This is a genomic window from Pantoea sp. X85 (genome assembly GCF_029623675.1).
Classification (GTDB): domain Bacteria; phylum Pseudomonadota; class Gammaproteobacteria; order Enterobacterales; family Enterobacteriaceae; genus Pantoea; species Pantoea leporis.
In genome coordinates this window covers 1,975,375-1,988,341 of record NZ_CP121108.1, presented here as the reverse complement: position 1 = coordinate 1,988,341, position 12,967 = coordinate 1,975,375, and the positions used below count along the sequence as shown (strand labels likewise).

Here is a 12,967-nt window from a genome sequence, read left to right as displayed (position 1 = left end):
ATTATTGCGCGCTCATTATTTCAGATTCTTTCAACGCCGTGCCGCCACCCATCACTTTATAGAAGGTGATCAAATTCAGGTAATAGGCTTGCTGCGTACTCACCAGATTGGTTCGGGCACTGTACAGCGTGCGCTGCGCGGTTAACGCATTGAGGTAGCTATCAACGCCGTTGCGGTAGCGCAGATCCGCCAGATGATAATAGGTTTGCGATGCCGCTACATTACGCTGCTGACTGCTGAGCTGATCGTTGATGGTGCCACGACGCGCCAGCGCATCCGCCACTTCCTGGAAGGCGGTTTGCACCGCTTTCTCATACGCCGCTACGTAATATTCCTTCTGTGCTTTGGTGTATTTCAGGTAAGAGACGTTGTAGCCGCCCTGGAAAATCGGCAGCGAAATGCTCGGCGCAAACGACCAAATGCCCGCCCCGTTTTTAAACAGCGTCGACAGATCGCTACTGCCGACGCCGCCGCTGCCCGTCAGCGTAATGCTCGGGAAGAAGTTGGCACGCGCCGCGCCGATACTGGCGTTAGCAGACTTGAGATTATGCTCGGCTTGCAACACATCAGGGCGATTCAGCAACGCATCTGATGAGACGCCCGCAGGCACCTCGCGCAGTGCGTTACCGATCGATTCAATGCTGTCAGGCAGCAGGTTATCCGGCACGCTGCGGCCCACCACCAAATCCAGCGCGTTTTTATCCTGCGCCACCAGCGTGCTGTAGCTGGCGACATCGGCCTGCGCGGATTGATAGGTGGTTTCCGCAGACGACACATCCACCATTGAGGCGATACCATTTTCCATCTGCTTGCGCGTCACCTGCCACGATTGTCGCGCGCTCTCGGCGGTCTCTTTAGCAATCGCCAGATTGCTGCGGTCGGCGGCGAGCTGCAGCCAGTAATCCACGGTGTTGTACAACACCGTCAGGCGCGTGCTGCGTGCGCCCTGCAGCGTGCCGAGATAGGTTTCATACTGCTCGCGCGTCAGGCTCTGGTTTTTGCCAAACAGATCGAGTTCAAACGAACTGACGCTACCTTCTGCTGAATAACTGTTGCTGATGGCGGTTTGATTGCCTTCGCCGGTCAACGCGCGCGAACGCGTGCCGCTCACGCCGGCGCTAATAGCCGGGAACAGATTAGCCCGCTCTTCACCGTATTGCGCATGCGCGGATTTAACGCTGGCCACCGCTTCACGCAAGTCGCGGCTGCTATCCAGCGCCATCGCCACCACCTGGCGCAGTTTGGCGTCGAGCACATAATCCTGCCAGCTCAGGTCGCGGTAGTTGCTGGCTGGCGTGTCTTGCAATGAACGATAGGCTTCACCGCTCGGCATCTGACTGCTGACCGCGCCTTGCGGGCGCTCATAGTGCGGATCGAGCGACACACAACCCGACAGCAGCGCGGGAACCAATACCATTAAGAGTTTTGCCGACATGTTATTCCCCCGCCTTGGCCACAGATGCATGATTATCGTCATGCGGTATCGCCGGGAACACGCGACGCACCAGAACAAAGAACAGCGGTACAAAGAAGATTGCCAGCAAGGTAGCGGTCAGCGTGCCGCCAATAATACCGGTACCAATCGCAATACGGCTGTTGGCGCCCGCGCCGGTGGAAATCGCCAGCGGCAATACACCAGCGGTAAATGCCAGCGAAGTCATAATGATGGGCCGCAGGCGCATCGATGCCGCGTGCGTCGCCGCCTTCACCAGGCTTTCCCCTTTGCGGTAATTGTCTTCGGCGAACTCAACGATCAGAATCGCGTTCTTCGCCGACAAGCCAATGATGGTTAACAGCGCCACCTGGAAGTAGACGTCGTTTTCCAGCCCGCGCAGGCTGATCGCCAGCAGCGAGCCGATCACCCCCAGCGGCACCACCATCATCACCGAGAACGGCACCGACCAGCTTTCATACAACGCCGCCAGGCACAGAAACACCACAATCAGCGAGATGCCATACAACGACATCGCCTGGTTGCCGGAGAGTTTTTCCTGATAGGACAAGCCGCTCCAGGCAAAAGTGGTACCCGCCGGCAGCTTCGCCGCCAGTTTTTCCATCGCGCTGATCGCATCCCCGGAACTCTTGCCGGCCGCCGCCGAACCTTCGATTTCGTAGGACGCGAGGCCGTTATAACGAGACAGCACATCCGGGCCGTACGCCCACTCTGAGGAGGCAAACGACGCAAACGGCACCATGGTGGTATTGCTGTTGCTATCGCTGCCGCGCACGTACCAGCGATCGATATCTTCCGGCTTGCTGCGGAACTGCTGATCGCCCTGCATGTAAACCTTCTTCACGCGGCCACGATCGGTGAAGTCGTTGATGTAGCTGCCGCCAATCGCCGCACTGAGCGTGTCGTTGATGTCGCTGATGGTGAGACCCAGCGACTGCGCTTTTTCATCGTCGATATTGACCTGCAGCTGCGGCAAATCCGGCAAGGTGTTGGCACGCACCGCGCTGAGCAGCGGATCCTGATTGGCTTCAGCAATCAGCTGATTGCGCATCTGCAGTAGCTGATCGCGCCCGGTGGCACCACGCGCCTGCAGCTCAAAGGTGAATCCGTCTGACTGCCCTAAACCGGACACCGACGGCGGCGACAGCACGAAGATCTGCGCATCACGAATGCTGGCAAGATTGTCCATTGCACGCGCGGCAATGGCATCGGCACTGTTTTCAGCACCTTTACGCTCGCTCCAGTTCTTCAGCGAGATAAAGCCAATCCCGGCGTTCTGGCCGCTGCCGGCAAAACTGAAGCCATTCACCAGCATGCTGACGTTGACGTTGTCTTTTTCTTTGGTGGCGAAGTATTCCTGCACCTGACGACGAACCGCGCTGGTGCGGTTTTCCGTCGCGCCCGGTGCCAGCTGGTATTGCACCATGATATAGCCCTGATCCTCAGTCGGCAGGAAGCCGGTCGGCAAACGCATATACAGCACCGCGCAACCGATCAGCAGCACCGCGTAGAGCAGCAGATAGCGCACCGAACTGTGCAGCACATGACCCACGCCGTTGTGATAACGCGTCTGCACGCGCTCGTAGCTGCGATTAAACCAGCCGAAAAAGCCCTTTTGACCGCCTTCTTCGTTGTGCGGTTTGAGCAGCGTGGCGCACAACGCCGGCGTCAACGTTAACGCCACAATCACCGACAGCACCATCGATGACACAATGGTGATGGAGAACTGACGATAGATAACACCGGTTGAGCCGCTAAAGAAGGTCATCGGCAGAAACACCGCCGACAGCACCAGCGCGATACCAATCAGCGCGCCGGTGATCTCTTTCATCGATTTTTCAGTGGCCTGACGCGGCGGCAAACCCTCTTCGCGCATCACACGCTCGACGTTCTCCACCACCACGATTGCGTCATCCACTAACAGCCCGATGGCGAGCACCATGCCGAACATGGTTAAGGTGTTGATCGAGTACCCGAACAGTGACAGCACGCCAAAGGTTCCCAGCAACACCACCGGCACGGCAATCGCCGGAATCAGCGTGGTGCGGATGTTCTGCAGAAACACGAACATCACGATCACCACCAGAATCACCGCCTCGATCAGGGTTTTCACCACCTCTTCAATCGAGATTTTCACAAAGTCGGTACTGTCGAGCGGATACGCCACTTCATAGCCCGGCGGCATGCTGCTGCGGAACTCGTCGATGGTGGCTTTCACCTGTTCGGCGGTTGAAAGCGCATTGGCGCCGGACGCCAGCTGTACCGCAATCCCTGAAGCCGGGTGACCGTTCGCCAGCACGTTGGCGCTGTAATCCTCGTCACCCATTTCTACGCGAGCCACATCACTCAGATGCACCACCGATCCGTCGCTTTGGCTTTTCAGCACGATCTTGCGGAACTGTTCCGGCGTTTGCAGACGTGAACGCGAACGCACGGTCGCCACCAGCTGCTGCTCTTTGTTGGCCGGTTGCGCGCCCAGCTGACCGGAGGAAACCTGGGTATTCTGGCTCTCCAGCGCGCTGGTCACATCGGACGGCATCAGCGAAAAGGAGGCGAGTTTGGCGGGATCGAGCCAGATGCGCATGGCGTATTCGGCACCAAACACCTGCACGCTACCGACGCCCGGCACGCGCGCCAGCGTATCTTCCATGTTGCTGACCATGTAGTCCGCCACATCGGCCGAGGTGCTTTGGTTGGTTTTATCGTACAGCGCCAGAATCAGCAGGAAGTCGCTTTGCGCCTTCTCCACCGTCACGCCTTGCGTGGTAACGGAGGTCGGCAAGCGGCTTTCGGCCTGCTGCACTTTGTTCTGCACCTGCACCTGCGCAATATCCGGATCGGTGCCCTGCTGGAAAGTGACGCTGATTTTTACCTGGCCGGTTGAGGCGGTGCTGGTGGAATCGAAATAGAGCAAGCCGTCGAGGCCGGTGAGCTGCTGCTCGATCACCTGCGTGACGCTGCTTTCCAGCGTTTCCGCCGACGCGCCGGTGTAAGTAGCCTGAATACTGATCTGCGGCGGTGCAACGTCGGGATACTGCGCAATCGGCAGGCTTTTAATGCTGAGCACGCCAAACATCATGATGCAGATGGCGATCACCCAGGCGAATACCGGGCGGCGAATAAAGAACTGAGCCAACATAATTACTGGCCTCCGCTGCGGGCGCTGTTCGGCGTGACTTCAACTGCTTTCACCGTCATCCCGGCCTGCACTTTGGCGGTGCCTTCGACAATCAGCTTGTCGCCGCTGTTTAAACCGCTGGTCACCAGCCAGGTATTGCCGATAACCCGATCGGTCACCACTTCCCGGCTTTGCACTTTGTTCTCGTTATCCACCACCAGCGCCGTGGCGTTGCCCTTGGCATCACGCGTGATGCCCTGCTGCGGCGCCAGAATCGCATCATTTTTAACGCCATTGGTGACGCTGGCGCGCACATACATGCCCGGCAACAATTCATGCTGCGGATTGGGGAAGATGGCGCGCAGCGTAACGGTTCCGGTGGCTTCATCAACCGCCACTTCGGTCAGTTCCAGCTTGCCGGGATGATCGTAATTGCTGCCGTCTTCCAGTTTTACCGTTACTGGCACCACATCGCTGCTCTGCTGAAGGGAAGCCTGCTGACGCTTTAGTTTCAGCAGTTGCACGCTGGATTGCGTGAGATCGACATAGATCGGATCGAGCGCACGAATGGTCGCCAGCGCCGTGGTTTGCGCCGAGGTCACCAGCGCGCCCGGCGTCACTGACGAGATGCCGATGCGGCCAGAAATCGGTGCTTTGATTTGCGTGTAGTTGAGGTTGATGCGGGCGCTTTCGACGGCGGCACGATATTGATCAACCGACGCCACGTTCTGTTGATAGGTTGCCAGCGCATCGTCGGCATCCTGACGCGATACGCCGTTCTCTTTAACCAGCGCGCTATAGCGCGCAGATTTTAACTGGCTGCTTTTCACTAGCGCCTGCGCATTTTTCAACTGCGCAACGGCCTGATCGTAGCTGGCCTGATAGCTGGCTGCATCGATTTGATACAGTACCTGACCGGCTTTAACTTCGTCGCCTTCGGTAAACAGGCGCTTCTGGATGATACCGTCCACCTGCGGACGCACTTCCGACACCATGCTGCCCACCACGCGTCCGGTGAGTTGGCTATCGAGCGTCACCGACTCAGTTTGCAGCGTTTTCACGCCAACTTCGGTGGTCATGTCGCCCGCTGGCGGGGCGCTATTTTGGTCACAGGCGGCGAGCAATAACACCAGCCCGGCGATGGCCGTGCGCTGAAAATTCTTCATGAATAATCCTGTAGTGAACGTTCATTCTCAATATTGAGTCTACCAAATCGCGGATGTGGGCGTATGTCAGGAAAATGAAAAGAGCGCTCCTGAAAAGCGACAGCAGAATAGCGACCTCTTTGATTGAGGATTTTTAGGGGTTAAATCGCTATGGGTTACAAAGTGTTGCTAACGATAATGAGTTATAACCACTAATGCAAATGATTATTATTTACATGAAAGTAAACGTTAACCTGATGCGCGGTCTTGCATGCGCACCCTACGAAAAATTATGTACCACCTTTAACGCCAGCTGCGGGCTGGTTAATTGCTGACTACCGGCGCTAAACAGCCTGGACGCCGCCGCCATGGAAACCTGGGCCAGCGCCACATGATCTGCGCCCTGCTGTTTCCCGTCTGCCACCGCTTGCGCAATCATTTGCAGATACGCATCCTGATGACCCGCTTTGAACGCCGCCCATGCGCCAGGAATCAGCTGCACAACAGGATGCTGTTCAACCGGCAGCGTCGCTGGGCAAAACAGCGCGCGCGTCGCCGCCAGCGTGGATTCCGCCGCACACAGCACCAGAGATTTACCCGGCAAACGGTGCACCTCATCGGCCAGCATGCGATCGGTGCGATACACCGGGCAATCATGCCCTTGAACACAAAAACCATCGGCAACCGGACCCAGCGTCGAGCAGGTAATCAGAATCGCGTCGAACCACGGCGTCAGGCTGCGTAATAGCTGTTCCAGTTTGTGCTGCTGAGAAGCGGTCATGCCACCGGTCAGCTCGGCTTCCGCCAGCAAATGTGGCATCACAATATGACTCAGTGCGCCGTTGCTCATGCCCAATGAGTGCGCGGCGTCATCGAAAATAGCGATATTACTGGCGGCGGTATGCAGGCAGGCGATAGTCATAGAATTCCTGATCAGTGGCGTCTCTTAGGGATGCTCAATATAACCTGACAAAAACAAAAAAAGGCGCCACAGCGGGCGCCTTATTCTATTTCACTGCAATTACTTCAAACGGAATGCCACAACGCTGTCACCCGCCTGGGTGCCAAGCGAACCGTGACCGCCTGCGGCAATCACCACGTACTGCTTACCGTCTTTACCCATAAAGGTAGACGGCGTGGCTTGCGCACCGGCACTCAGCTCGGTCTGCCACAGCAGCTCGCCGGTGGTGCTGTCGTAGGCGCGGAAGAAGTTATCCGCAGTTGCACCGTGGAACACCAAATCCCCTGCGGTCAGCAATGGACCACCGTGCGCCACCATGCCCATCGGGAAGCCGATGGGGAAGCGGCCCGGCAGGAAGCTGGTCTTCAGGTTTTTGGTGACGCCCACGCGGCGCAGCCATTCGGTTTTACCGGTCTTCAGATCCACGCCCACCATGCGGCCCCAAGGCGGCGCTACACAGGGAATGCCGAGGCCTGACGCCATCTGCTGGATATGGATCGCGTAGTCACCGTGGAAGTTTTCGTTCCAGTATGGCGTGCCATCTTTGGTGAACAGGCGCTCGGTGGCGGTCTGCTCGGTGCGTTTGATCAGGTTGTACTTGTAGGCCAGGCGCACTGGCGCGGCAATCAGCATTTGACGCTGCGGATCAACCGCAACAGAACCCCAGTTGAACACACCAATGTTGCCAGGGAAGATCAGTGAACCGCCTTCCGTTGCTGGCGTCCACGGATTGCCATCATAGCGCAGGCTACGGAAATCCATGCGGCATGACATCTGGTCAAACGGCGTGATGCCCCACATTGACTTCTCGGTCAACGGCTGCGGGATGAAGTTCAGGCTGGAAACCGGCTGAGTCGCCGCAAATTTCTCACCCGCTACGCCACCTTCAGTCGAAACCTTCACCTGGTTTACCGGATACACCGGCTGGCCGGTAAGACGGTTCAGCACAAACAGGTTGCCGGTTTTGGTCGGCAGGATCACCACAGGCTGCTTCTGCCCCTGATAATCGATGTCCACCAGCGAAGGCTGTGACGGATTATCGCGGTCCCACAGATCGTGGTTGGAGCTCTGATAGCGCCATTTGAACGCACCGGTTTGCAGATCCAGCGCCACAAGCGCATCACGGAACTTCTCGGTGTTGCTGTTCGGATCGCGTTCAATGCCCACTTCATCCGGTGAAGCGTTACCAAACGGCACATAGACTACGCCGTTTTTCAGGTCAGCACTCAACGTGCCCCACGCCACTGGCGTGTCTTGCGGATAGTTTTGACCGGCAGCAATTGGCGCGGTGTTTTCCGGGTTGGCCGGATCAAAGTTCCACACCAGACGACCGCTTTGCACGTCATAGGCACGAATCACGCCTGACGGGTTGCCGCTGTTGAAGCCGTTATCCATCACGGAACCGCCAACGATCACCAGCCTGCCCGCCACCAGCGGTGCTGCGGTTTGCATCAGCGCATGTGGACGCACTTCACCCATGTTGGCGTGCAGATCAACCACACCGTTCTGACCGAAATCTGCGCACGGTTTACCGGTATCGGCATCCAGCGCAATCAGCTGCGCATCGGTGGTGGCGTTAAAGATACGTTTACGGCAGATGGCCGGATTCGCGGCGCTATCCTGCGCGGCAACCGGGGTTTCTTCGTAGTAGCTTACGCCGCGACAGGTCTGATGCTGCTGCAGGTAAGAGCGATCTTTATTTGGCGTGAATTTCCACTTCACCGCGCCGGTTTCCGGATCAAGCGCATGCACTTCGTTATGCGGCGTACAGAAATACAGCATACCGTTGGCTTTCAGCGGCGTAGCTTCGAAGGTGTATTCGGTGGCATCCGCATCCTGGCGCAGATCGCCGGTGTGATAGGTCCATGCAACTTCGAGGTTTTTGACGTTGTCTTTGCTGATCTGATTCAGCGCCGAGAAACGCAGGCCGTCAGACGAACCACCGTACGCGGTCCAGTCGTTAGCGGCGCCCTGCTCGCTGTTCTGCTCGCGGGCATTGCTGATGGTGCCTTGCTGCGGAACCGGATCGTAGAAGCACAGACCAATCACCACCACGATCATGATAATCACGGTGCCGCCGAGGAAGCCGTGGAAACGGCGTTCGCCGCGATACAGCGGTTTCACCACCCACGGCATCGCCAGCCACAGGCCGATCACACCAAACAGGTCACCGCGTGGGATCCACTGCCATTTATTAAAGCCCACTTCCCAGATAATCCAGGCGAGCGTAATCCACATCAGCACCGCATAAAGCGCCAGCGCGCTGCGCTGGTTGCGGAACAGTAAAATTGCGGTGATGAGTAATCCCACCGCCATCAGCGCATAGAAGGCGCTGCCGCCCAGCATTAACAGCTTGCCGCCCATGTACAGCAAGGCAATCGCCAGAATCGCGAGCACGATACTGGTTAATTTGTTAACCATGCTAATCCCTCAACCATTTTCATCGAAAACCTCAAAAATAACCCCACATAAAATCAACAGAATTTTAACGTACGTTACCGTTTAGTAAAAACCCGTTGCGAGGTGTGTCGTTAGCTCCGCTAATGAATGTAGTTTGGCTAATGGCTGCCAGCTAACGCCTGGTTCAATGTGTGACTGAAATCACGTTTCATTTTCGTTGAGATAATTAATCATTAGTGAGGAAAATTCGCATTTTTTGATAACGAAAAACGGCGAGGATGCGCGATTTGGCGGCATTTGCGCCTGAGACATAACTTTGCGCGGATTTGTTACTACGCCCGCTGTAGTAGAAAACTTACGCTGTTTTCTTTTTACCCGGGAAACGTTATGAAAATCACTTTATTAGCCAGCTCATTGTTGCTCCTTGCGGTGACTTCTCACGCTGCAACTGACCCACTGATCGTCGGCGATCAAAAAGGCAATGCTCGCGCGGTGATGTCCGCCGCTGGCGAGCTCAACAATGTGCCGTATGAAATCAAATGGTATGAGTTCCCCAACGCTGCGCCGCTGCTGGAGTCGCTCAACTCCCAGCATCTGGATGCCGGCTTAGTCGGCGATGGTCCGCTGTCGTTTGCCGTGGCCGCAGGCGCGCAGATCCGCGCCATTCAGGCATCGCAATATCTCGGCAATGCCATCCTGGTGAAAAAGGACAGCGCCCTGCACAGCATCGCCGACCTAAAAGGCAAGAAAGTGGCGACGGTAAAAGGATCGGCCGGGCAAAACATGGTGCTGAATGCGCTGCACGAAGCGGGTTTGCCCGACGACAGCGTCAATTTTGTCTTCACCACGCCGTCGGAAGCGACGCTGGCGCTGGATAATGGCGCGGTGGATGCGGTGGCAACCTGGGAACCTTATGTGTCCTTTGCCGTGGCGCAGTCCGGCGATCGCATCGCCATCGACGGCAAAAATTCGCCCGTTTCAAACTATCTGGTGGCGACCGATAGCGCCATCGCCAGCAAGCGTGAACAGCTCACGGACTTTCGCGAGCGCCTGATTCGCGCACGTGCGTGGGGCGTGGCGCATCCACAAGCCTACGCCAGCGAGATCGCCAAACTGCTGCGTCTGCCAGATGCGGTGGCGCTGAGTAAAGTACAGCGTGAAAACAACGCGCCGGTAGAAGATTACGCGTTGGTAGAGAAACGCCAGCAGTTGGCGATTGATACCTTCACCCGTGGCGGCCTGATCAAACCCGGCTTAAAAGCCGACAAACTGGTGGATGCCTCCTTCTTTAACGCCAACGGAGCCGCCAAACCATGATGAATCTGGCGCTCTACCTCGACTCCGGCATTCATCAGGGCGGCTGGCGCCATCCCGATTCGGCCGCGACCGGCGGCAGTAACTGGCCGCTGTACCGCAAAATCGCCCAGCGCGCCGAAGACGCGAAGCTGGACATGATTTTTGTCGCGGACAAGCTGGCGATTGATGATGTTTACGGCGGGCATCTGGCGCACACCGTGCAGCATCGTCAGGTTGGCTGGTCTGAACCCTTAACATTATTAGCCGCGCTGGCGGCGGTGACTGACCACATCGGCCTCGGCGGCACGGTTTCCTCCTCCTATTCGGTGCCTTACACCACCGCGCGTCAGCTGGCAAACATCGACCATATTAGCGGCGGGCGCGCAGCGTGGAACGTGGTTACCTCGCTGAGCCACGCCGAAGCGCGCAACTTTGGTCGCAGCGAGCACTTCAGCCATGAAGACCGCTATCGCCGCGCGGCCGAATTTATCGATGTCATGAAAGCGCTGTGGGACAGCTTTGAAGAGGACGCGCTGATTCTGGATAAAGCGCAGGCGCACTTTGCCGACCCGGCACGCTTCCATAGGCTTGATCATCAGGGTGAATCTTTCAACGTGCAGGGACCGCTTAATCTGCCGCGTCCGCCGCAAGGCCATCCGGTGGTGATTCAGGCTGGCGTATCAGAAGCCTTTATCGATCTGGCGGCGCAACAGGCGGAAGTGCTGTTTGTGGTGCAACCTAATCGGGAACGCGCGCAGCAGTTTTATCAAACCCTGAAACAGCGTGCGCTGCAGTATCAGCGTCAGCCCGATCAACTGCGCATTCTGCCCGGCATGGTGCCGATTGTCGGCAATACGCAGCGCGATGCCGAGGAGCGTGCGGCGTACCTGAAATCATTGATTACCGTGGAATCGGGCCTCAGCTTTGTTTCGGCCAGCATGAATATCGATCTGTCGCAGTACCCCATTGACGGGCCGGTGCCTGACCTGCGTGAAAAGATCACCGGCAGCAAAGGCCGTTTTCAGTATGTGATCGCCAGCGCCATTGAGCAGAACCTGACGCTGGGCGAGATGGCGAAACGCTACGCCGAGAGCTTGTCGTTCCCGGCACCGACCGGCACAGCGGATAGCATTGCGCAGCAGATGATTGACTGGTATCAGCATCAGGCCTGCGACGGTTTTGTCATTCTGCCCACCTACATTGACGAGAACGAAGATCGCTTCCTCGAACAGGTTGTCCCGCGCCTGCAGGCTGCGGGCGTCTTCCGCAGCGACTATCAACCGGGCACGCTGCGCGATCGTTTAGGCTTAGTAAAGCCGGAAAATCGCTTTAACCTTTCGTCATCAATTGAAATAACTTAATTAATCATTAATGCGCTGCTGCGATTATTCCTGGCAACAATTATCATAGCAGCGCGAATAAGTGCGGTTTTATTACAGTTTTATTTATCCCCTCTTCATTTAATCTTTTTTAAATTGATTAGCCATTGCGCCGCAATGACTTTTTGAGAGTTTCCTCAGCCTGTTATCCCGGATTAAGCGTGATATAAATCACGTAACTGCTCTGCGGCAAGGCCGCTAATAAAAAGAAGGTTATGATGATCAGCGCAGATTTCTTTTATCGTAAATTACGTTTTCCTTTTAAACTCACACACGCTGCTTTTAAGTTTCCGGTTGCCAATGCGCGAGCCCGGCAATATCAGGTGATGTCGCCTGAACAGACCATTGACCTGCTGCTCAGCAACCACAATCTCTCCGTAAGCCGCTATGGCGACGGCGAACTGGAAATGACCTTGTTCAAAAATATCGGTTTTCAATCTTTCGATGAACGACTCTCTATTCGCCTAAAAGAGATATTACGGCGCGGAAGTCAGCCGAAGAATCCGTGTTTATTATGTATGCCCGATGCCTTTCGCGGCACCGCGAATATGCGTTTTGGTTCGGCCCTATTCTGGTTTTTTCATAAAGCATTTTATTTTCGCCATTATGAAAGCTTATTAAAGAAAGATTACCGCTACGGCAACACCTCCGTTACGCGTCCCTATCACGATTATAACGACAAGCAGCAGGCGGTTCGCGTGTTTAATAAGTTCAAGCAGCTGTTCAGCGATAAAAAGATATTAATTGTGGAAGGCAGCGGCACGCGTCTCGGCATCGGTAACGATCTGCTCGATGGCGCGCGGGAGATTAAACGCATCACCACGCTCAATCGCAACGCCTTCTCGGTCTACAACGATCTCTACAGCTCGGTACTGGCGCACGCACGCGATTACGATATGGTGCTGATGTCGCTCGGCCCCACCGCCACGGTGCTCGCTTACGATCTCAGCCAGCATGACATTCGCTGCATTGATACCGGCCACATTGATATCGAGTACGAATGGATGCGCAGTGCCGCACGTGACAAGGTGCAGGTGGCCGGCAAGAACGTCAATGAAGTGGGCGTGTTACTCAGCGACGATGCGCGCGACGCCGATGAGCATTATCGCCAGCAGATTTTGCTGCATGTCGGGTTGCCGCAGGAAGCGGTGCTGTCGGCGATGGTAATGCATCCGCCGATCTAATCCATATCGCAAGCAATCGCAAAAACAGGGT

At 56.3% G+C, this 12,967-nt stretch carries 8 protein-coding genes; 3 read left to right on the top strand and 5 right to left on the bottom strand.

Features of this window, described 5'->3' with window-relative positions:
- Position 1 precedes the first annotated feature (1 nt).
- The 5 genes from P6287_RS09270 to P6287_RS09250 form a co-directional block, all read right to left on the bottom strand.
- A complete protein-coding gene (locus tag P6287_RS09270) occupies positions 2-1,435 on the bottom strand; it encodes an efflux transporter outer membrane subunit (RefSeq protein ID WP_277974846.1) in 1,434 nt (477 codons plus the stop codon).
- Position 1,436: 1 nt separating this feature from the next.
- Complete coding sequence (locus P6287_RS09265; protein ID WP_277974845.1) at positions 1,437-4,592, bottom strand: efflux RND transporter permease subunit; 3,156 nt, start codon at positions 4,590-4,592, stop codon at positions 1,437-1,439.
- 2 nt (positions 4,593-4,594) lie between these two features.
- Positions 4,595-5,737, bottom strand: coding sequence for an efflux RND transporter periplasmic adaptor subunit (locus P6287_RS09260; protein WP_110866114.1), 1,143 nt, complete (start codon positions 5,735-5,737; stop codon positions 4,595-4,597).
- Positions 5,738-5,996: 259 nt separating this feature from the next.
- Positions 5,997-6,638: a glutamate racemase gene (locus P6287_RS09255; RefSeq protein ID WP_277974844.1), complete on the bottom strand. Its 642-nt coding sequence runs from the start codon at positions 6,636-6,638 to the stop codon at positions 5,997-5,999.
- 99 nt (positions 6,639-6,737) lie between these two features.
- Positions 6,738-9,098 (bottom strand): membrane-bound PQQ-dependent dehydrogenase, glucose/quinate/shikimate family, encoded by a 2,361-nt coding sequence (locus tag P6287_RS09250; RefSeq protein WP_277974843.1) that lies wholly within the window; start codon positions 9,096-9,098, stop codon positions 6,738-6,740.
- Between the two features lie 366 nt (positions 9,099-9,464).
- On the opposite strand from P6287_RS09250, the gene P6287_RS09245 reads away from it, so the two are divergent.
- From P6287_RS09245 to P6287_RS09235, 3 genes are all read left to right on the top strand, one after another.
- Positions 9,465-10,394, top strand: a complete 930-nt coding sequence (locus P6287_RS09245) for an aliphatic sulfonate ABC transporter substrate-binding protein (protein WP_277974842.1) — start codon at positions 9,465-9,467, stop codon at positions 10,392-10,394.
- Positions 10,391-11,734, top strand: a complete 1,344-nt coding sequence (locus tag P6287_RS09240) for an NtaA/DmoA family FMN-dependent monooxygenase (protein WP_277974841.1) — start codon at positions 10,391-10,393, stop codon at positions 11,732-11,734. The genes P6287_RS09245 and P6287_RS09240 overlap by 4 nt, the downstream gene beginning before the upstream one ends.
- Positions 11,735-11,970: 236 nt before the next feature.
- Entirely contained in the window at positions 11,971-12,936 is a 966-nt protein-coding gene (locus P6287_RS09235) for a GT-D fold domain-containing glycosyltransferase (protein WP_277974920.1), read from the top strand.
- The last annotated feature ends 31 nt before the right edge of the window (positions 12,937-12,967 follow it).